This is a genomic window from Photobacterium chitinilyticum (genome assembly GCF_004104355.1).
In the GTDB taxonomy this organism is placed as follows: domain Bacteria; phylum Pseudomonadota; class Gammaproteobacteria; order Enterobacterales; family Vibrionaceae; genus Photobacterium; species Photobacterium chitinilyticum.
This window is the reverse complement of the sequence record NZ_RJLM01000001.1, coordinates 1,306,042-1,327,014: the sequence shown is the minus strand read 5'-3', so window position 1 is coordinate 1,327,014 and position 20,973 is coordinate 1,306,042. Positions and strand designations below refer to the sequence as shown.

The 20,973-nt window shown below is 46.0% G+C and carries 20 protein-coding genes and 1 riboswitch; of the genes, 6 read left to right on the top strand and 14 right to left on the bottom strand.

The features are described from left to right. Positions 1 to 147: 147 nt before the first annotated feature. Positions 148 to 1,356, bottom strand: a complete 1,209-nt coding sequence (punC, locus tag EDI28_RS05705) for a purine nucleoside transporter PunC (protein WP_128783006.1) — start codon at positions 1,354 to 1,356, stop codon at positions 148 to 150. 105 nt (positions 1,357 to 1,461) lie between these two features. On the opposite strand from punC, the gene punR reads away from it, so the two are divergent. Beyond that, complete coding sequence (gene punR, locus EDI28_RS05700) at positions 1,462 to 2,364, top strand: DNA-binding transcriptional activator PunR (protein WP_128782830.1); 903 nt, start codon at positions 1,462 to 1,464, stop codon at positions 2,362 to 2,364. A gap of 59 nt (positions 2,365 to 2,423) precedes the next feature. Here punR and EDI28_RS05695 read toward each other — a convergent pair whose 3' ends face one another. The 10 genes from EDI28_RS05695 to purR form a co-directional block, all read right to left on the bottom strand. Continuing rightward, positions 2,424 to 2,636: a DUF2986 domain-containing protein gene (locus tag EDI28_RS05695; protein WP_128782829.1), complete on the bottom strand. Its 213-nt coding sequence runs from the start codon at positions 2,634 to 2,636 to the stop codon at positions 2,424 to 2,426. A 161-nt stretch (positions 2,637 to 2,797) separates the two neighbouring features. Beyond that, entirely contained in the window at positions 2,798 to 3,412 is a 615-nt protein-coding gene (locus EDI28_RS05690) for a CDP-alcohol phosphatidyltransferase family protein (protein ID WP_128782828.1), read from the bottom strand. Beyond that, positions 3,406 to 4,071: an ATP-binding cassette domain-containing protein gene (locus tag EDI28_RS05685; RefSeq protein ID WP_128782827.1), complete on the bottom strand. Its 666-nt coding sequence runs from the start codon at positions 4,069 to 4,071 to the stop codon at positions 3,406 to 3,408. The genes EDI28_RS05690 and EDI28_RS05685 overlap by 7 nt, the downstream gene beginning before the upstream one ends. Beyond that, the gene (locus EDI28_RS05680; RefSeq protein ID WP_128782826.1) at positions 4,037 to 5,770 is read right to left on the bottom strand and encodes an ABC transporter permease; all 1,734 of its coding nucleotides are present in this window, start codon (positions 5,768 to 5,770) and stop codon (positions 4,037 to 4,039) included. The genes EDI28_RS05685 and EDI28_RS05680 overlap by 35 nt, the downstream gene beginning before the upstream one ends. Before the next feature lie 58 nt (positions 5,771 to 5,828). After that, the gene (locus tag EDI28_RS05675) at positions 5,829 to 7,010 is read right to left on the bottom strand and encodes an ABC transporter substrate-binding protein (RefSeq protein ID WP_128782825.1); all 1,182 of its coding nucleotides are present in this window, start codon (positions 7,008 to 7,010) and stop codon (positions 5,829 to 5,831) included. A 4-nt stretch (positions 7,011 to 7,014) separates the two neighbouring features. Next, positions 7,015 to 9,234 (bottom strand): dihydrolipoyl dehydrogenase family protein, encoded by a 2,220-nt coding sequence (locus tag EDI28_RS05670; protein WP_128782824.1) that lies wholly within the window; start codon positions 9,232 to 9,234, stop codon positions 7,015 to 7,017. 4 nt (positions 9,235 to 9,238) lie between these two features. Beyond that, the gene (locus tag EDI28_RS05665; RefSeq protein WP_128782823.1) at positions 9,239 to 9,844 is read right to left on the bottom strand and encodes a carboxymuconolactone decarboxylase family protein; all 606 of its coding nucleotides are present in this window, start codon (positions 9,842 to 9,844) and stop codon (positions 9,239 to 9,241) included. A gap of 161 nt (positions 9,845 to 10,005) precedes the next feature. Then, the gene (locus EDI28_RS05660; RefSeq protein ID WP_233353279.1) at positions 10,006 to 10,398 is read right to left on the bottom strand and encodes a hypothetical protein; all 393 of its coding nucleotides are present in this window, start codon (positions 10,396 to 10,398) and stop codon (positions 10,006 to 10,008) included. Positions 10,399 to 10,680: 282 nt separating this feature from the next. Then, on the bottom strand, positions 10,681 to 11,277 hold the full coding sequence (locus tag EDI28_RS05655; RefSeq protein WP_128782822.1) for a TfoX/Sxy family DNA transformation protein: 597 nt from the start codon (positions 11,275 to 11,277) through the stop codon (positions 10,681 to 10,683). 127 nt (positions 11,278 to 11,404) lie between these two features. Continuing rightward, positions 11,405 to 11,509, bottom strand: a riboswitch (cyclic di-GMP riboswitch). Positions 11,510 to 11,681: 172 nt separating this feature from the next. Next, positions 11,682 to 12,689, bottom strand: coding sequence for an HTH-type transcriptional repressor PurR (gene purR, locus EDI28_RS05650; RefSeq protein ID WP_128782821.1), 1,008 nt, complete (start codon positions 12,687 to 12,689; stop codon positions 11,682 to 11,684). Positions 12,690 to 13,164: 475 nt separating this feature from the next. Between purR and hutZ the strand changes: the two genes are divergently transcribed. The 4 genes from hutZ to cysS all read left to right on the top strand — a co-directional run bounded on the left by hutZ (position 13,165) and on the right by cysS (position 16,337). Then, on the top strand, positions 13,165 to 13,722 hold the full coding sequence (gene hutZ, locus EDI28_RS05645; protein WP_128782820.1) for a heme utilization protein HutZ: 558 nt from the start codon (positions 13,165 to 13,167) through the stop codon (positions 13,720 to 13,722). 195 nt (positions 13,723 to 13,917) lie between these two features. After that, positions 13,918 to 14,313 (top strand): hypothetical protein, encoded by a 396-nt coding sequence (locus tag EDI28_RS05640; RefSeq protein WP_128782819.1) that lies wholly within the window; start codon positions 13,918 to 13,920, stop codon positions 14,311 to 14,313. Between the two features lie 226 nt (positions 14,314 to 14,539). Continuing rightward, the gene (locus EDI28_RS27520) at positions 14,540 to 14,665 is read left to right on the top strand and encodes a hypothetical protein (protein ID WP_267899999.1); all 126 of its coding nucleotides are present in this window, start codon (positions 14,540 to 14,542) and stop codon (positions 14,663 to 14,665) included. 298 nt (positions 14,666 to 14,963) lie between these two features. After that, positions 14,964 to 16,337 (top strand): cysteine--tRNA ligase, encoded by a 1,374-nt coding sequence (cysS, locus tag EDI28_RS05635; protein ID WP_128782818.1) that lies wholly within the window; start codon positions 14,964 to 14,966, stop codon positions 16,335 to 16,337. Positions 16,338 to 16,388: 51 nt separating this feature from the next. On the opposite strand, the gene EDI28_RS05630 is transcribed toward cysS, so the two are convergent. The 3 genes from EDI28_RS05630 to EDI28_RS05620 are packed head-to-tail and all read right to left on the bottom strand — an operon-like array spanning position 16,389 to position 19,011. Then, the gene (locus EDI28_RS05630) at positions 16,389 to 16,955 is read right to left on the bottom strand and encodes a cytochrome c3 family protein (protein WP_128782817.1); all 567 of its coding nucleotides are present in this window, start codon (positions 16,953 to 16,955) and stop codon (positions 16,389 to 16,391) included. 9 nt (positions 16,956 to 16,964) lie between these two features. After that, on the bottom strand, positions 16,965 to 17,363 hold the full coding sequence (locus EDI28_RS05625; protein WP_164918472.1) for a cytochrome c3 family protein: 399 nt from the start codon (positions 17,361 to 17,363) through the stop codon (positions 16,965 to 16,967). Between the two features lie 52 nt (positions 17,364 to 17,415). Then, positions 17,416 to 19,011 carry an FAD-dependent oxidoreductase gene (locus EDI28_RS05620; RefSeq protein WP_164918471.1) on the bottom strand — a complete coding sequence of 532 codons (1,596 nt, stop codon included), beginning with the start codon at positions 19,009 to 19,011 and terminating at the stop codon, positions 17,416 to 17,418. Positions 19,012 to 19,204: 193 nt separating this feature from the next. On the opposite strand from EDI28_RS05620, the gene EDI28_RS05615 reads away from it, so the two are divergent. Then, positions 19,205 to 20,971, top strand: a complete 1,767-nt coding sequence (locus EDI28_RS05615) for a sensor histidine kinase (RefSeq protein ID WP_128782814.1) — start codon at positions 19,205 to 19,207, stop codon at positions 20,969 to 20,971. Positions 20,972 to 20,973 lie beyond the last annotated feature (2 nt).

Genomic DNA, 20,973 nt, shown 5'->3' with positions numbered 1-20,973 from the left:
TAAACAGAAACAAGCTGGGAGGAGAGGGTAGGAAGATGGGCGTGAGATTTTAGTCATTTTCGACAGTAAGGGGGCAATGTCTAGAGGCTGGTATAACAAGGCCACCCGAAGGTGGCCTAGAAGGATAAGACGAACAGGTATGGAATTTTATGCAGTTTGAGCGTGTTGTACTACTTGGCGACGAGCTTGTACAACCAGTGCATAGCCAATCAGAGCAATAAAGGCAGTCACGAACATAGAGGTGGTGACTGTGATCAACCCATGGCCAGAGAATGCCGACACGATGCCGCTTGCTGCGAAGCACACCATTGTCTGCAGGAAGTTAAGTAGCCCGGCAGCCGTTGCACTACAGCTTTTAAAGTCTTCCAATGCTTTGCTGATGATGATCGGGTAGATAGCACCGTTAGCAACTGCCAGCAGGCAGAAAGGCAGCAAGATTGGCCAGATGGTTGTTGGCTCAGTATTGACAGAAATCAGGAACATAACTGTTACGCTGGTAACAAACAGCTTAAGAATCCAAGGTAAAATTTGCTGGCTATCAAATTTGTTCAGCAAAGAACGGCAGCCATAACCACCAATAATAAACGCGACGGTTTGCGGTGCGTAACTTAGGCCGATATCAGCACCTGAATAGCCCATTGCCGACATTACAAACGGTGAGCCAGTTAGATAGGCGAAGAAAGCTGCAGAGCAGGCTGCAAAAATCATCATATTACCAATGAATTTTTTTGAGCTTAAGATTTGCTGGTAATCACGACGCAGCTGAACAGTCACTTTTTCCTGTTTCTTGTCCAAATTGGCGCTTTCAGGTTCTTTAAGTGTCATTATGGACAAAATTGCACCAAAACCAACAAGTGCGACAAAAATGCTGCGCCAGCCAAATTGGCCTTCAAGCAAGGCTCCCGCAAGAGGAGCAAGTGCTGGAGAAAGCGCAACAAGAGGCATAATGGTTGCAAATACGCGCTCAGAGACCTTGCCTTCATAGCGGTCAATAACCACAGCCTGCCAGATAACTGTTGCACTGCAGGCACCTAATGCCTGGGCAAAACGAGCCACTAGCATGAATTCGACATTAGGAGCAAAAGCACACAGTACCGATGCTGCACTGAACAAGATCATTCCCCCCATCAACACTTTAATGCGGCCGATACGGTCGGAGAGCGGGCCGTAGATCAGTTGGCCTAACGCCATACCCAATAGGAAAACACTTAGCGATAAACCTATAAGTGACTGTGATGTATCGAAATCTGACCGCATTGTTTCAAAAGCAGGCAGGTACATATCTGTTGCAAGATAACCAAGCATACTTAGACATGCAAACCATAATAGAGTGATTTTTGAAGGTTGTTTGTTCATAAAAGGAAACTTCATATGTATTACATTTGCGGCAAGTTTAATCTTGCTTTTCGTTGCTGTGAAACGGTAATATTTCAACATTGCTTTCAAAAAATTTGATTTGATATGTTTTCATACAACGATTTGCAAGTTATTGATGTTGTTGCCAGAAGAGGAAGTTTTTCGGCTGCGGCAGAGGAGTTGCATAAGGTTCCAAGTGCAATAAGTTACACGGTTCGGCTTATTGAAGAGCGTCTTGCTGTTGATTTATTTGTTAGATTGCACCGACAAGTACAGCTTACCCCCGCTGGTGAGTTTTTTGTCGAGGAGGCGCGGGATCTGCTCAAGCGGATGGAACAGATGAAATCGCAAACCCAGCGGGTTGCGAATGGTTGGTCGCAGAGTGTGTCGGTTGCACTTGATACTGTTGTGAGGGAAAGCCGGGTTAATACCCTGGTCAGAGATTTTTACCGTGAGTTTCCCGACGTTGAGCTGCACTTGTCGATGGAGGTATTTAACGGAGTGTGGGATGCATTGGCCGATGGCCGTGCAGATCTTGTTATTGGGGCAACGGCAGCGGTGCCGGTTAGTGGTTCGTTTGATTATCGGGACATGGGGACGCTGTACTGGAAGTTTGTTACTGCCCCCGATCATCCGTTGGCTGCTGCGGATAATGATATTGAACCCGAAGAACTCATGAAATACCCGGCAATATGTATTGAGGATACCTCCCGGGTGCTGCCCAAACGTGTTACCTGGGTGATGGATAACCAGCGTCGACTCATGGTGCCAAACTGGTACAGTGCCATTCAGTGCCTGAAAGCCGGGCTTGGGGTGAGTGTTGTTCCGGAGCATATGGCACAGCCTAGGATTGATGCCGGTGAACTGGTTGAGAAGCAGTTGGCAAATAAACCGCCGGTGAGCCCATGTTGTTTGGCCTGGAACAAGGAGAGCCGAAATCCAGCTATTGATTGGCTGCTTGAATATTTGGGTGACAGTGAGCAGCTTCACCGCGAATGGATGCGATAAGGTAGCCAAGAAAGCTCGCAGGATTTATCGTGCGAGCTTTCAAAATTTTGGTGAGAATATTATTCGCCTGTTGGCTCTTGTTGGCCTTCTTCTGTCGCGCGTTGATGCTCTTCCTGCTGTGATTCGGCATCTTGGTTTTGCGCCGCTTCGGCTTCCATCTTGGCACGGTCGGCTTTTGAGATGTAGCGAGGCTTGTTACTGCGATGAAGCTTCGCGCTTGTCTTCTTCTGCCTTTTTTTCAGGGCCTCGTTAATTTTTTTCTTACGGTTCATAGTTTCAGTGTTCGCTTGTCAATGTTAGGCGGTGATTGTAGCGGTATCTTGATTGAAGACAAGTAGAACGGTGGTTTATTCTTGTTTATACCCAAACTCCCTCAGTCAACTTACCCTATGGGAGTGAGTCCGGCATCTTGAAGAAGCGTGGGTATCGTCAGTTAGCTTGCTTGTTTAAGTGTTTGATAACCAGCAAAAATCCTGGTGCTGGTGGTGATCCAGCAAAGGGTGCCAAATATCCATGCGATAGTGGCAAAGTGCTGTGGCAGCAGACAAAATAGGATAAAACAGCTGATGGTCTCGGTGCCTTCGGTTAAACCGCCTATGTAGTACAGTGATTTTTGTTTATATACCGGACTTTCGATATTGCGTTTGCTTGCCATAATAGCAAAGGCCAGAAAGCTCGATCCCGTCCCAATAAATGAAAAGATCAAGAAGGCACCGGCAACCGCATTGGCATCGGGATTGGCGAGCACAAACCCAAATGGCACCATTGAGTAAAATAGGAAATCGAGGGTAATATCCAAAAAACCGCCGCAATCGGAGATCCCCTGTCGCCGCGCCACTGCACCGTCGAGGCCGTCGAATATCCGGTTAAGGAGTATAAAAGCAAGCGCCCAGAGGTATTCCTGCAATATCAGAGAAGGCAATGCAAGCATTCCGATAGCAAAACCAGCCAGTGTTATTTGGTTAGCCGTAATTCCCAACTTGTCTGGCAGGGCTGAAAATGTCTGTAAAGGCCATCGAATTACTTTGATGGCGTAGCGATCTAACATAGGAGTCCTCTTCCTTCTTGGGGGGATTCAGCCCATGGCCAGCGAAGTACACTGCCACCATCGGGAATATCGTCATCGTCATGGGTTACCATCAATGCAGGAACTTGTTGCTGTCTGATCTGTTCGAACACAAAGTCTCTAAATTCGCTGCGCAGGGCTTTGTCGAGCTTGCTAAATGGCTCATCAAGCAAAACCGTATGAGGCTCAGACAATAACATACGCATTAAGCTAATACGGGCGCGTTGCCCTCCCGATATTTCAGTCGGCATTTTGCCGGCTAACTCGCGCAGTCCAATTTGTTGCAGTGTTGCAATGGCCTTCTCTTTGCGAGCCGTACCTCGAATCGTTTTAGGTAAACCGAATGCAAGGTTTTCCCATATATTTAAGTGCGGAAACAAGAGGTCATCTTGGAATAAAATGCCGATACGCCGCTGGTCGGGGGCCATTTCAATCATACTTAGTCCATTAAGGCTAATGGTTCCCTCGAGTAAAAAGACAGGACTCAGGTGACCAGCGATGGCGCTGAGCAATGTTGATTTACCGCAGCCACTTGGCCCCATCAAAGTGAGAACATTACCAGGTTCAACAGTGAAGTTGACCGGCTGAAACAAGTGTTGTTCATTATTACTTAAAGTGAGGTTTTCCACAGATAATGTCATCTGGGCTTTCTCTCCGTTGTTGCTGAGTTCGTCGGGTAAAGCGAGCAGAGTAGCGATTTGCTGCGATAGCCATAGTGAAGAAAATAAAGGGCAAAACGCCCTGAAGCAGACCATATATCGCGCTGACGCGGCGATCCTGACCACTGCCAAGTGCCACGGCTTCTGTGGTTAGGGTCGATATACGGCCGGCACCAAGCATCTGGGTCGGTAAATACTGGGCGAGACTGACACTAATCCCGACAGCAAAGCCAAGCCAAATGGCCGGTAGCAAAAGCGGGCGTTTTACCCGCCACCAAGTTTGCCAGCCGTTTAGCCCTAGACTGCGTGCAGATTGGTCAAGACGAATGTCATAGTTTCGCCATGGGCCGTCCAACGCTAAGTATAAATACGGGAAGACGAAAAATAGATGGCTCCATGCAACCCAAAACCAATACCATTGCCCGGGAATGAAAAATGTTGTGATTTGAATACCAAACAACAGTGATAGCTGAGGCAGCACCATTGGCAGCGCAATTAGCCAGCTGGGTATTCCTCGCTGATACTGTTGGCGGTATTCGAGACAGGCAACGGCCAATATTAGAGAGCAAAGACTGCTAGTCAGAGCAAGGCTGATACTGTTGGCGGCAAGCTCAAAAAGTGACAAAGACTCTTGTTGCCAGAAGCGAAGACTATATCGACTAGGTAGCAAGTCTGGGAATCGCCAACGTTGGGCAAAAGACCAAAGTACCAATACAGGAATAACTAGAATTGGTATCAAGATAAAAGGGGCGTAGCTCGGAAAGTGCCGTTTAGGTCGCAGCAAGGCCATATTAGTGCTGTCGTTCGACCTTACTCTGCTTGGGCCATTAATTTGCCACTGGCGGCAGTATTGGAGCAGATACCACTCTGCAACACGGATGATCCCAAGGCTCAGTAAGGCGATCGCTAACAATACGATTGCACCGACCGCCGCCCGTGGTAGTAGTGTCAGCTCAGGTTCATTGAACCATTGCCAGACAAGAATCGAGAATGTTGGCGGCCTGGTTGGTCCCAGAATTAACGAGACGTCGACAACAGAAAGGCCATAGGCGGCCACCGCAAAGATTGGTAGTCGCATTCCCGGCAACCATTGGGGCAAGATGACCTTCAGCCAGCTTTCATTGTGATTATATCCCAGCCCGGAAGCAACGGCTTGAAGGCTATTCACCTTAATCTGCTGAAGAACAGAAATGCTCATTAGTAACAGAAATGGGGTTTCTTTTATGGCGAGAGCAAGCAAGAGACCAATGCCATATTGATCTTTTATCAAGCTGAATAAGCCATTGGTATCAAATCCAATTGATTCAAGCAGGCGGTAAAACCAGCCTGCGGGGGAAAACGTGAATGCGAAGCCGATGGCAAAGGCGACGTGCGGCATCGCTAGCATGGGCGAGAGGGAGTGCTCTACATGCTGCCAGCGGGGGCTATTCCAGTATTGTTTTAGGATCAGGAAGCAAAATAAAATCGCTACTCCTGTACTGCCAAGGCCTGTGAATAAAGTAAGCCATATGGACTGAGTCAGCCCGGGCCATTGGGCAACAGCGGCAAAAGCAGAAAGATTCGGTGTTGTTAGTCCTAAAGATGGTAGCCACGAAAACGCAGGAATAATGATACCCAAAATGCCTGGCACGAATGGCAGAGCGCAGAGGGCGAGGGTGAAAAGGTACAGCAAACGAATCATAAAAAACCTAGTGAATGGGTATTAGCACCGAAATATCAGGGCCAATACCCATACAATGTTAGCTACCGTAGCGCTTTTGCCACTCAAGTTCCAGCGCCGTAAGCCAGCTCGGGTGAGGCTCGGGAATGGACTTAAACAGCGAGAAGCCTTGAGAACCTCCATCTGCGAGCGCGCTCTGCTTCAAAACAGAAGGATCGCCCCAAATCGAAGAGTCCGCTTTGCGGACCTGTGCTTCAGGGCCCATCAGGAAGTTAATCGCAACCAAGGCCCCTTCTTTCGCCGACGCATTCCATGGAACGGCCAAAAAGTGAATATTAGACAGTGCCCCTTGGTTGAAGGCATAAGTTTGCGCGGATTCTACCAGATTACCGTGCTCTATGGCCGCATTTGCCGCATTGGGGTTAAAGGTAATTGCCAGCAACAGCTGTCTGTCATCCAGCAACTGGATTGTTTCGCTGGTGCCGGACGGGAAGCGTTTTCCTTCCTGCCACGATACCGGATGTAGCTGATCCAGATATTGCCATAGCGGTGCGGTAACTTGGTCAAATTTGGTTTTATCGGCTTTGGTATCAAGAGGCAGGTACAGTGCATCTTTATTGTCAGTTAGCTCGATAAGTGCGGCTTTCAGGAAGCTGCTGCCGTGAAATTCCGGCGGCTGCGGGTAACTCACCTTACCCGGAAAAGCTTTTGCCAAGCTCAACAGTTCGGTGAAATTTTGTGGAGGATTATTCAGTGTTTTCTTGTCGTGAATAAATACCAGCTGACCGACGCCCCAAGGTGCTTCAAGGCCATTCGTCGGCTCGGTAAAGTCTTCGTCTATAGGCAGAGACTTATCAACAAACTCCCAGTTTGGTAGTTGCTTGGTGAACGGTCCGTAGAGGAGGTTGCTTTGCTTCATCGAACGGAAGTTTTCACCATTGATCCAAACCATATCGACACTGCCGCCAGTATTTTTGCCTGCGGTCTTCTCCGCCAGCAAACGCTGGGTCGTTTCGGCAATATCGGCAACCTTCACGTGCTTGAGTGTCACACCGTATTGTGACTGAAGCTGACGGCCTGCCCAGCGCAGGTAGTCATTGATTTCCTGGCTGCCACCCCAAGCGTTAAAGTACACGGTTTGTCCCCGAGCTTTAGCAACAGTTTGCTGCCAATTGTCAGCCGCCGACACCTCTGTCTCGGCTTGAATGGTGGTCAGGCTCGAGGCTAGCGAAATAGCTACACCCAACAGTAATTTTTTCATGTGATCAAATATCCCTTTCTTCTTTTAATTCGGTATTGGAAGGCTTAGTACTTCCCTCTGGGCTGCGGTTCTCTTTGCGCATCCAGCCGTGATATTTCTCAACCCAGGCGAGCAGGCCTTTAGGGGCATTCGCCTGCTTCCAGACGCCCGCGGTATATTTTGCCGCCTCACTCATTGTCGGGTAGGGGTGAACAGTACCCAGGATCTTGTTCAGCCCTAAACCATGGCGCATCGCAAGGGTAAATTCAGCCAGCAGTTCGCCTGCATTGCTGCCGACGACGGTTGCCCCGAGGATTTTGTCTTTTCCTTTTGGCGTAATAACTTTAATGAATCCACGATCTTCACCATCTGTGATGGCGCGGTCAAGATCATCGATCCCATAAGTGATGACCTCATAATCAATACCTTGTGTTTTGGCTTCTTTCTCATTGATCCCGACCCGGGCAACTTCCGGCGATGTATAGGTTGCCGCTGGTAATACCGAGTAGTCCGTTTTGAATTTCTTGAATTGACCGAACAGGCCATTGACTGCGGCATACCATGCTTGATGTGCGGCGGCATGGGTAAGTTGAAATGGCCCGGCCACATCACCAACCGCGAAAATATTCGGGTATTCGGTCTGCAAGTACTCATTTACTTTTACTGTGCCACGCTCTGTCGTGGTAATGCCTAGCTCTTCAAGGCCAAATCCTTGCACGTTGGCGACACGGCCCAGTGCCAGCATCACGGCATCAAACTCGACAATAACTTGTTTCTCATCGCCGACATCAAGGTATGCCCGCTGAATATGGGTTCCGTCTTGTTCGGTGACAGATTCGAAGCGCATAGCCCGGTGGTTCAGTTTTATGTCTACCCCGTCATTATGCAGGCTTTGCCTTACAAGTTCGGAAGCTTCGTTATCTTCGCGGATCAACAGCTGCTCAGCCATTTCAACTAATGTTACATCACTGCCCAAACGGCTGAAACTTTGTGCCAGTTCACAACCGATTGGCCCGCCCCCGAGTACCAGTAGGCGCTTAGGTTGTGTTGTGAGCGACCAGATAGAATCGGATGTCAGGTAGTTGACCGTATTAAGTCCCGGGATTGCCGGCACTAACGGGCGTGCACCTGTGGCGATAACGATATTTCTGGTGGTGATCCGATCGCCATTGACTTCCACTTCCCACGGCGACAGGATTTTTGCGTCCCCTGCAATGCAGTTGACACCGAGTTTAGAGTAACGCTCTACTGAATCATGGGGCTCAATCTTGGCAATGACATTATGCACCCGTGCCATGACTTGTTTGAAATCGACTTCGGGCTTGCTGGTTGTAATACCAAATTCTTGAGCACGAGATATTTCCGCCATTGTATGAGCGGCCCGAATGATAGCCTTAGAGGGAACACAGCCAGCATTCAAACAATCGCCGCCCATTTTATGGCGCTCGATAAGCGTAACTTTAGCTTTTACCGCTGCCGCAATATAAGAGCTGACCAGTCCGCCTGCTCCTGCACCAATAACAACCATGTTCTGGTCGAATTGTGTCGGACGCTGCCAGCTAGCATATACGCGGCGCTGGTTGACTATGTTGATTATGAACTTGGCCACAAGGGGAAATATCCCCAGCAGGGCCAGAGAAATCAGAACCGGAGCCGAGATAATGCCGCTTAGTGAGTCAATTTCACCGAGTTGGGTACCTGCATTGATATATACCATGGTGCCGGCCAGCATCCCGACTTGGCTAACGAGGTAGAACATCCGTGTGCTAATCGGGGTTAGGCCCATTAGCAGGTTGATCACGAAGAACGGGAAGACTGGGATCAGGCGCAACGTGAACAGATAAATAGGACCATCTTTGGCTATCCCTGCATTAATTGGTGCCAAGCGGTGGCCAAATTTATTCTGCACCCAGTCACGTAAAATAAATCGGCTGAACAGGAAGGCCAAGGTTGCTCCGATTGTGCTGGCAAAAGACACTAGCAACAGGCTCCACCAAAAACCGAATAAGGCAGCACCCAATAGCGTCATAATCGCGGCGCCCGGAAGCGACAGAGCAGTCACGATGACATACAGAACAAAAAATACCGTGCTTGATAAGAACGGTTGCTGGGCAATGGTATCTTGCAGTGCAATTTGCTGGGCTTTTGCTTGTTCGAGGGTGAGGTATTGCCCAAGGTCAAAGGTGAACCATAGCCCGATAAGGCTGGCTATTGCTCCGAGTAATAGCAGTTTTTTTCTATCCATGATTTTACCTTTCATTATCGTCCGATGGGGAGGTAAATGATTTCTGTTGGGGCTTTGGTATTTCGTGAGGTTGAATAGGCAGTGAACAAAAATCTTGTTTCGGCACATCCAGTGCAGTGTTAAATTTTGCCGACAGATTTTGGAAAGCAATTAAAGCCGTTAGCTCAACGATAGCATCATCGTTATACCACTGCTTTAACTGCGTAATCATGGCCTCATCTACTTTCTGGCCAGTGATGGTGATAGCTTCGACATAGGCAAGAACTGCTTGCTCTTGCTGATCAAAAAGATCACTGAATTGCCAGTTGGCCAATGCTTTGATTTTCTCTACCGAGTCGCAACGCTCGGCTAGTTTCATACCATTGGCATCAACACAAAACTCGCAGTCATTGAGTTGTGATACACGAACACAGACTAAAGAACGTACAGTGGGCGTAACTGGTGACGATTTGCGATCCAGATAGCCAAAAAAACCGGCAACCAGCCAGAAAAGGGTAGGGCGGCGGCCCCAAAGTAGTGCTGGGTTCAGCACGTTGCCATAATGACGTTTTTGTAGCCAAAGAAGTGGCTGGATAAGAAAAGAATAGTGTTGCTTGGCTGGAATACGCACATGAGCCCCTTAATGATGCCTGTCTGCTGTAATATTATGCTACAGCGAGTATATCAATCTAATAGATACAATGTTCGAATAAAATACTAGATTGGTATGAGACAGAGACCGAATAAAAGGCAATAAAATTTCAGAAAAGCAAAAAAAATCTTTAGTTTCGATTAGTTGAGTGAAATATAAACAGCTCGGTTTTTCTGTTGTTTGACCATATCAGGCACCTCTGGCTGCTGTAGCAAGATATAACCCGATGCAAGTAGTGGCATTACTGCTAGCGCCATTGTTTTACCGATATGGTAATTGCGGTACCAGTATTTTCTTGAGCGAATTTTTAGTAATACACCCCATAGCAGCAGTATTATATTGAAACCAATCGTAAGGCTAAGCGTGTCATCTAGGGCATCTAACGGTGCAAATTGTCGGTATACCATAAACAGGGCCACAGTGGGCGGGATCAGGCTGATTACCACCAGAGCACGCATGAGCTTTGGCCACTTGCAAAACTTGTCTTTGAACATCTGGTCAGCTTGTCCAGGAAAAGGCTTGGAACAGTGCATGACAACCTCCTGCTTGAATGACAGCTCAATTCTACTTGTGGCGACTTTGAAGAAAAGTATATTGATTGATTTGTGAACAGCTTTGTGAGAAGTATCAATATTTGACGTTCTATGACAATAAATTGTCATCTGATGGGCAATAAAGTGATAATAAAAAGATATATGCACATAGAGCTATGCGCGTATATTTATTTCAATTGGGTGAGTATATTCGCGCAATAATAAATCGCGCAATAATAAAAAAGAGGTGCCTAAGCACCTCTCTTAATATGCATTACTAATTTAGGATGACGGTAGTTCAGATAGTAACTCAGAACGACGTCGTTGAGTGATTACCGACCAATGCTGGCCACTAACAGCGCCTTCCAAAGCCCATAATAACTCGATATTAACTGACTCTTGGTGGGTTTGCTGCAAGGCCTTGTAGGCATTCAGCGCGCCAGCTTCAAAGAGTTCGTCAACTGTGGTAATGCCGGCTTTTTTCAGCATGCGTTCATTGGCTAAGCGTAGGTTCGGCAAATCCTTAATACGATTTGGACCTGATTTGCTCTTGGTTTCTTTATCTTGCTTGGCGGCAGTGAAGGAACGCTTGGCTTGGCAAAGAATTTTATCAGGGGCATTCCACCATTCTTGCGGAATAGCGTAATGCTTAGTAACTACAGGAAAGCCGCGCTTTTTATACACATAAGGTGTAAGCCCAGCTAATTTAAATTCTTCTTCATTTTCAGCATTTGCGCGTAGATGCAACTTATCGTTTACAACTAGTGCAAACATTGTTTCACCCGCGAATATACCAAAACCGCCAAACATTGAGCGAGACTTCACATTCTCGAAACAACTGAATAATCGTAGTGATTCTTTAAGTACTGGTTTGTCCATGCTTCTTCTCGGTGAAAAATATCTTGAGTCACCTAACAACAGAGCGAGGATTTCAGATTAGCAAATTTCACAAAAAAGCTATGTCAGGAAAATGTCAGGATTCATGACATCACTTCTTGCTATATCCATCGGCAACCCCGCTACCATAAGAGACTTAGTTATAGCTAAACTAACTACTTTTAGGCCGGAAGCTTTGCGTCCCATCCTTTCGGATGGTTTGCCTTGTTCGTGACTTATTTAGCATATCTCAGATAGTATTTTTGAACTTGCTCCCAATTTTAAAAGTGTGATCTTACTTCAAATAATAGGTTGATTTTTTTGATTATCTGATGACTAGATGCCTTAAAATATTTACAACAAAAAAACCGATATCTAGTATCGGTTTTTCGTGGCGACTTGACTGTTTAGGCGTTCAAGTCTTTCACTGATTTACGAACAACAAGCTCTGGTGCCATTTCAAAGATACGGCGTTCATGCTCTTTATCTTTGACTCGTTCCATTAGGATCTCAATTGCCGTTTTGCCCAAGCGACGCTTAGGCTGGTGGATTGTAGTCAGAGGCGGAGAGAAATAGGGGGCCAAATCGATATTATCGTAGCCGATAAGTGAGATATCGTCAGGAACACGTAAACCAGCCTGCTCGAAAGTGCTAATTAATGCCATCGCCATAATGTCGTTGAAACAGAAGATGGCTGTTGGGCGATCTTCCATAGCGATGAATTTATTGGCCGCGATAACCGCGGACTCACACTCAAAGTCGCCGTCGAGCAACCACTCTTCGTTGACACTAAGCTGCGCTTCATCCATCGCTTTATAAAAGCCTTTCAGGCGCTCACGGCAAGTTGATTTGTCAGGGTGACCAGACAGACAACCGATTTTTTTGTGACCGTGCTCTATAAAGTATTTAGTTGCAACATAGCCGCCAAGTTCAGCATTATCCTGAATCTTATCGGTTTGCGGGCTTTCCGGGCCCCAGTCCATGATAACCATCGGTAGATCTTTTTTGCGCTCAAGCAGTTCCAGTAGCTTTTCGTCTAAGTCTGAGCACATTACCAGTAGGCCATCAACCCGCTTTTCAGCGAGCATGCGCAAGTAATCGCATTGCTTGGCGAGATTACCTTCGGTATTACACAGGATCAGTGTGTAACCTTCGCCGTAGCAATACTCTTCCACCCCATGCACAACTTCCGCAAAGAATGGGTTGGTAGATTTAGTGACTAGCATACCGATTGTACGGGTAGTGTTGCACTTTAGACTTCGTGCAACAGCACTTGGCGCATAATTCAATTCGTCTACGGCCGCTAATACTTTTTTCTGTGTTGCTTCTGCAACAAAGCGTGTTTTGTTGATCACGTGGGAAACTGTTGTGGTTGATACACCAGCCATACGTGCAACATCTTTAATCGTTGCCATATTTATTCTTCTAATAATTTAAGTTCAGAGGTCAGAGGCGACCATTTCATAATCACTTGTAATAAAAGTACCAAACAGAGTAATAATCTGACTCTATTCAGATTATTATTCTGTTTGGTACCGCGTCTAAAACGCCAAAAAGCCGCTTCATTTACGGGCGGCTTTTTTCTCTCGTCTTCTACTAGACGTTGCATTGTGTAATCGCTTGCGCTCACATTCTACTGAGTGTAGCGCACAGTGCAACGTTTCTGTGTCTCAACCCTAAAATTCTTGATAGATATCAACAAACTCAATGCAATTTTATATCAATTAGGTGCATATTAATCATCATATAATTTTTGAAAACCTTGCAGGTGAGGCATAAGCCTGAATGTAGCCGTCATCGATAGTAATTAGACGATAAGTATATTTGCTGCCAAGTTAAGGTTATAGGTCGTCATTATAACTTGATAGGAAAATATTGGAGAAACGTAGCATGAATCAAGTAAAGCAAGAGCGCCTTCAAAAACGTCTCGGTCCTGAAATTAAAGAATTTCGTGAATCTTGCCTTACCCTGCAATTAGCAACTGTGGATGCTGAGGGTAAACCTAATGTGAGCTATGCGCCGTTTGCTCTGTTGGAAGACGGCTATTATGTGTTGATAAGTCAAATTGCCAAACATGCTCGCAATTTGCTTGAGAATCAGCAAGTTTCTTTGATGATGATCGAGGACGAAGGGGGAGCAAAGGAAATTTACGCGCGTAAGCGTCTGACATTTGAGGCAAATGTTGCTGTGGTTGAACGAGATAGTGCGCGTTGGTTTAACGCGGTTACAGAGTTAAAAGTACGCTTTGGAGAGATTGTCGGTGGTCTGAGTGGGCTGGAAGATTTCACCTTGTTCTGTCTTGAGCCGACCCACGGTTTGTTTGTAAAGGGCTTTGGTCAGGCTTTTCAGGTCAGCGGTGATGATTTGGTCGATTTTATCCATTTGCAGGAAGGGCACAAACTACTCAAAGATGGCAGTGAAACTATAAAACCGACTGAAGAGCTGTAATTGTCGCACCCAAGCAACTTCACTCTGAACCTTGAAGTGGCGAGGGTATCGTCAGGCCTTTGTTCGTTTAGGTCGTTATTGCGGACTCTAGCGGAAAGGCTTGATCCGGATCATCGTAATACGAGGGCTCGCTTGCTGTACGAAAAATTCGTGTGATAATTATTGTATTAACGTCAGAGATATCGGGTTACATTTATGTCCAGTGATAATAAAAGTGGTGTGCGCTTTGCGTATATTGCAAGTTTTCTAACGCCATTAACCTTTATGATTTCAGGCATTGTTGCCGTAATTTATTCGGCTTATAAGCTGAATAAGGGCACCGATGAACTGACATATAGTCACTACTACACCATTATTCGTACCTTCTTTTTATTCTTTACTTTTTTTGTGGTGTTAGGTGTGACGGCTGCAACGACAAGCGGCATGGTAGCCGGTGCGGAATACTGGGTGCGGAGTGATTTTCTCGATAAGGCGCTTAGTGCAATCCCGATTGTCGGCCTTATTATCGCCGCGATGGCCATTGTGAAATGGTTCTTCAAGCATATCCAGGGGATGAAACTGCTTAGCCAGAACAAAGCGATAGAGCTATAACCATACTTGCGAGGTTGATTAAATCCGAAACGAGTGATTGTTTCGGATTTTTTTTGTCAGATCATTCTTGTTGAAATAAGCTGTTCCAAACAGTACGGGGCTATATTTAAATTAGAATGAATTATGAACCAGTAGATGAGGAGGGGATCTCATGGCTGCAGAGTCAACTGGTCCCAGTAAAGCGAGGACTCAACAGACTCATCGCTCTTTGAGTCAAGGTAAACACATGAGTATGCATGAAGGGATCGCACCATGGTGTGATTGCTGTGTTTGCGAAGCTGAGCCATATTGGGTAGAGGTGGCCGAAGAGTTGGGAATTAATCTGAGCGATTATGAGGATGATTATAAATAATTTCTTTCTGTGTAAAAAACTCTCCGCATCAGATTTGTTGCGGTGAGATATAGTCTTGGTGGTACAAGCTGCCACCCACATTGTTCAGGTTGCTTTTTATAATCATCGATTTTAATTTAGAAAGTATGATGCTGATAACTCTGTTCGCTTACCTTCTATGTTGTTGCTGTAAATATTTTATTTACGGCCGCTTCCGTGTATCTATCACATAGCAAATCAATCACAAAGCTATCGCACGATTACCTAGGCCGTTGATGTTTACATCCACGGCCTTTTTCTATTTATAAGGATATGATTTATGAAACAGCCGACACTCCAGCTCTTCAATACGCTGAATAGGACATTGAGTCCGTTCCATACGATTGACCCAAAGAAGGTTGGGCTTTATGCATGTGGCCCAACAGTTTATGACTATGCACATATCGGTAATTTACGTACCTACTTATTCGTAGATATTTTAAAGCGTGTGCTACAAATTAACGGGTATCAGGTTAATCATGTAATGAATATAACTGATGTGGGTCATTTGGTTTCAGATGGTGACAGCGGTGAAGATAAGATGGAAAAAGGGGCACGGAAACAACACCTGTCGGCCTGGGATATTGCCACATTTTTTGAAGATGCCTTCTTCGCAGATCTAGAACGGCTTAACATTATCCAGCCTTCCATCACTTGCCGTGCAACCGACCATATCCAAGAGCAAATTTATTTTATTCAGTCGCTTGAAGAAAAAGGCTATACCTACCAAACCAGCGATGGTCTTTATTTTGATACTGAAAAACTATTTGATTACGGGAAACTTGCCCGACTAGACAAACACGGTTTGGAAGCGGGGATTCGTGTCGATATGGCAGAGAAAAGGCATCCAACGGACTTTGCTCTATGGAAATTCAGTGGCCGACAGAAAAGGCAAATGGAGTGGTCAAGTCCATGGGGAGATGGCTTCCCTGGGTGGCATATTGAATGTTCGGCGATGGCAGAGAAGTACTTAGGAGAAATCTTTGATATACATATCGGTGGTGAAGATCATATTCCTGTCCACCATACCAATGAAATAGCCCAATGCCAGGCCAAGAATGGACAGGTACAGGCAAATTTTTGGATGCATGGTTACTTCTTGAACCTTAACAATGAGAAGCTCTCTAAGTCTGGCGTATCGCTGCGTTTAGAAAGTCTAATTGACCAAGGTTATGAGCCTCTGGCTTATCGCTATTTAACCTTAACCAGCCACTATCGTAGTCATCTCAGCTTTACATGGGAAGGGTTGGCTGGTGCACAGAAAGCACTCCGTCGATTAAGAGAGAGAATCACAGTTATGCCTGCTGGTGGTGCTGTCGACGATCAGCTCAAAGCTGAGTTTCTTGCTCGTATCAACCGTGATTTGAATATGCCGCAAGCGTTAGCTTTAGCATGGAAGGTTATCGATAGTGAAATAGAACCAGCCAACAAAAAAGCAACGCTGCTCTATTTCGATCAAATATTTGGCCTCGACCTTGGTAGGGAAGAGCAAGTAACAATTCCCACTCAAGTTCAGCACCTTGCTGAGCAGCGTAAACGAATGAAGCAGCAAGGTCGATACAGTGAAGCCGATGCAATTCGCGAGCAAATTCTAGCTTTGGGGTATCAAGTAAACGATAGTGTGGATCAGTCGTGTGCTATCAAGCCGCGTTAATGAAGCGTTATAAAAAGCCGCCATTAAAGAAGCATGGCGGCTTGTATCAGGCTATTTGGACTTAAAAGAGTATTCTGGATGGCGCTTATTCAGTTCACTTCTTAACATCCCGTTATGACCTACGGTAACGTGACAAGAGACACACTGGATAGGATCCCCTGACGCTAACTGGTTTTTATAGTGAGCATGTGTTTGTAGCGATTTGGGGTTTTCAGCGTCTTTTCTATCCAATAGCTCCTGATGACAGCTTAAACAGCCGCTGTCAAAAACAAATCGTTCTCGTTCCTCCCTGCGAGCTATCCAGTCAATTTCATCTGTATTAGTGAAGTTTTCGACAAAGACGTCGTTAATTCCATGTTTGGTTTTATCCAGCATGTAACTAACAACTGAATCTTGCGGAAGGTGGCAATCGACGCACTGAGCCACAAATCCATGGCTGTTGTTACCTCCATGTACATCAAGCTTAAAGGTATTCGCCATAGGTTCCATCGAATGACAGGAACCGCAAAACGCTGCATCACCAGTGCTATGGGCGATTTCCGCTGTAACAAGGCTGGCACCTGTACCAAGTAATCCACCTATAGCCAGCAGGATCACAATAAACCATTTTTTATTCATAGTGTCTCCTTATGGCACTTTACCCATCCAAGAGGTAGTGGTGTGGCAGTCTGCACAAAGGTTTGTGGAAGGTTCGTGTTCTGCGTGGCACTCATAGCAATCGAGAGATAACCCGTCATGGAAAGAGTTGTGTGGGTTCGTGTGATTGGGATCCATAAACTGAAGCCGATCAGCTACCTTCTTTGCACTGCCATGGCATGACAGACAGCTTTCTGATTCTAGCGGCTCAAACTCTTCTGGATCATTACCCTGATGGCACATGACACAATCGAACTTTAGCTTTTGATGATGAGGTTTTAAGGTGTACTCATCGGCCAATGATTTCCAGTCAGGCTCAGCATCGGCGTACACCCAAGAAGCAGTTACTGTCAGCAGTAACGTCAACATTGCAGTTAGGATGTTTTTCATAAGCATTACTTTTTTTCGAATGAGGGGTGGCTTTCGCCACCCAGTTTGAGGCTTATGCCCAAGGTATTGTTTTTGCTGCATTTTCGCCAGCAACTATACCGAACGTACCGCAGTCGATGGTTGAGCATGCCGTCAAACGGATATAGCCGTAGGTTCCAGCCGATGCTTCTCCACACACGAATGCACCTTTAATCGGTTCACCAGTTACCACATCGATCGCTTCTGCACGTGGAGAGATCATTGCTCCCCCCTGTGCATAGTTGTAGCGAGGGTTAAGTTGCATTGCATAGTAAGGAGCCTGAGAGATAGAAGATGCGCCTTTTAGCACGCCTTTTGGTTTATGGAACTCGTCTTGATCCTGTGCCATATTTTTGTTGTATTTATCAACATTGGCTTTCAGTAGGTTGGTATTCATTTTGAAGTTATCTGCCAGCGCCTCTAAAGTGTCGAACTTCCAGATAGTACCGTTAATACCGTTTTTGCCATCTAGAGATAGGTGGAAACGCTGCTGGTCATGGTAATGCTCTGCACCTTTTTGGTCATAAATCAGTACCGTGTGTTCACCATCAATGTGGCGGCGTTCTTCCAGAATTGCCATACCAATGGCTTGACGGTCATTGTTGTTGTACTCATCAACAAAACGCTCTCCAGTGCGAGGGTTTACCAGGATACCCCAGCGAATGTCCTCTGTCGGAATAGGGAAAGCAAAACGAAACAGGGTCATATGGATTGGTTTAAACCCTGCACTGATCATCGCTTTGATTGCGCCACCCGTGGCACCAGGTTGAGTGGTTGACGCTGCGTTATACATAGTGCCGACTTCGTCACCACGGAACTTACGGTCTTGGTTATAGCCACCTGTAGCCATAACCAGGCCACGTTTGACTTTGTAGTATTTTACTTTACCCGAGCTGTTGAGCTCTGGATTATCATTGTCACCCAGATCATCATGTTTTCTGCTAAAGCGATATTTCTCGCGGACTTTAACGCCAATGACTCGACCTTCATCATTTCTCAATATTTCGTCAAGTAGGATCTTTTTGCGAATCTCAACATTTGTCAGTTGAGTCTTACAGTAGCCTTGTAGCTTTTTGATGACCTCGGTACCACCGCCCTGGGGCCATACGCAGCGAGCTCTTGAGTGACCGCCTAACTTCTTGACGCCAGTTCCGCCACCGATCGACATGTCATACTCAACACCATGATCTTTAAGGAAGTTGTAAAGCTTTAACGTCCCCTTTGCGGCTACTTCGGTCAGTTCTCTATGGTTGTAGCCTTTTGCTTCTCGTTCTATATCTTTTAGCAGCAACTCCCATGAATCATCGGTTATCCCGATATTTTTTTGAAGATCAGAACCAACAACTGCCATGTTCAGACCAGAGATCAGAGATGAACCACCCAGCCGTGACATTTTATCTGCGACAACGACTTTTGCGCTAGCATCGGTTTCCGCTGCACGAATAGCGGCAATCATTCCGGCCATGCCAGAGCCAATGACCAGCACATCCATTTCGTCATCCCACTGGATATCATTAGGATCAGTGGCAGCAAAAGCTGCTGACGAAAGGCCAAGGGCAGATACCGGGGCCATGGCTGCTGCACTCAACCCCAGTTTTAAGAAATTACGACGTGAACTATTCTCAGACATGACTTTTGCTCCATGTACACTGCTGCGTACTTTTGTTCTTAAGAAGATATGGAGCATTGTGCGCAGGCAGGGTCTTTACCTCTATAGTGGTAAACCGCAGTTTCTCCTGATGATTGATCTACAGCAAAAAAGCTTTCTATCAATATGAGAGGCTAAACACAGATTTGAACAAACGGTTGCTAAGGCTACGCTATTGAAAACAAAACTTCTGGTACTCGCAGTAAGCTTGTTTCTCAGTTTCTCTACTTTTGCCGAACAGAAATTGGTGAGAATTGGTGTGCTCGCATTTAACGGGCCTGCATATACGTTAAAGCGCTGGCAGCCAACTATCGACTACCTTAATTATGCATTGCCGGAATATCACTTTGTGATAGTCCCTGCTGACATTCCGACTCTCGATAATTTGGTAAGCAGTGGCCTGATTGATTTCACGTTAACTAACGGCATTAAGTTCCTGATGTATAAATACAATCACCAAGCCGTGAAAATGCTTAACCTTAACCCATTCCATGGGGAAGCCAAACACGCTATCGGTTCCGCTCTTATTGCACGTGCGGATGAGCCAGAAATTGCAAACCTTAAAGCGCTGCGTAACCGTTCAATTATATCGGTGAGCGAGAATGCCTTTGGTGGCTTTAAGGTTATGCTTAGGGAGTTTTTATCAGAAGGGGTGGAGAAGGGAGATCTCAAAAAACTGTCGTTTATTGGTTACCCGCAGCAAAACTTGTTAACTGAAGTGCTAAAAGGTGAAGCGGACTTTGCTATCGCCCCGACTTGCTTATTAGAAAGAAAAGAACGGGATGGCACTATCCCCGCGAATGCATTAAAAGTGATGCGTCGGCAGACTCCGGAATCTGCATTTACTTGCCATACATCCAGTCAACTCTACCCAAACTGGACACTCGCGCGCATGAAGCACGTACCTGCAGACTATGCTAACCATATTGCCAGAATACTACTCACGATTCCTCCGGCGAGCCAAATTGCAGTTTCTGGCCTCTATGGTGGTTGGTCTGTGCCAATTGATGACAGCGCTATCTATCAGTTAATGGATGATATTGGACTGAGTATCCAGCCTTCGTACCTGATCCGTATCTGGATGCAATATCGTGGCTGGTTCATGGTTTCCATTGGTTTGTTATTACTGTTTGTCTGTTATCACCTGCGTGTTAACTACCTTGTTCATGTCCGTTCCGCCCAACTTCGCAAAGAGATTGAGCAACACAAGCAAACCGCTAACCAGTTAGAGAAAGAGACGAATCAACTCTACAAAGCACAGCGTATCTTATTAAGTGGCGAGTTGGCCTCTGGTGTAGCCCATGAACTTAATCAACCGTTAATGGCAATCAGTACGTATGCTACAGGCTGTAGAAAGAGAGTCGAACGCTCAGAGCTCAACCAGCAGCAGCTCTTGACGGCGCTGGAGAAAATTGAGCAGCAGACACTGAATGCCAGCGAAATCATCCAGCGAATGCGCAACTTTATGAAAATCCATAGTCATGAAAAAGAGCATATCTCAATTGAGTCACTGCTTAACAATACATTGCTGACTTTTCAGCACACCCTTAAACGCCAGAATATTCACCTGATCACAGATATCCACGATACGCATATTTATATCGATCCTGTATTGATCCAGCAAGTGATTGCCAACCTGATTCAAAATAGTATCGATGCGTTAAAAGCATCTCCTCATGACAAGAAGAAGATTGCCATACGTGTCAATTATGATGAGCAGGCCTTAAGTATTGAGCTTTCAGATAATGGTTGTGGTATTTCTGATGAGCAGCTAAAGCAGTTGTTTATGCCTTTCCAAAGCAGTAAAACTGAAGGGCTGGGGCTTGGTATGGTGATATGTAAGCGGATTATCGAGTCACACAATGGCACTATTGACGCACAACAACAAACACTGGGGACGCGTTTCTTGATAACTTTGCCGTTAATAACAGAAGAGGAATAACT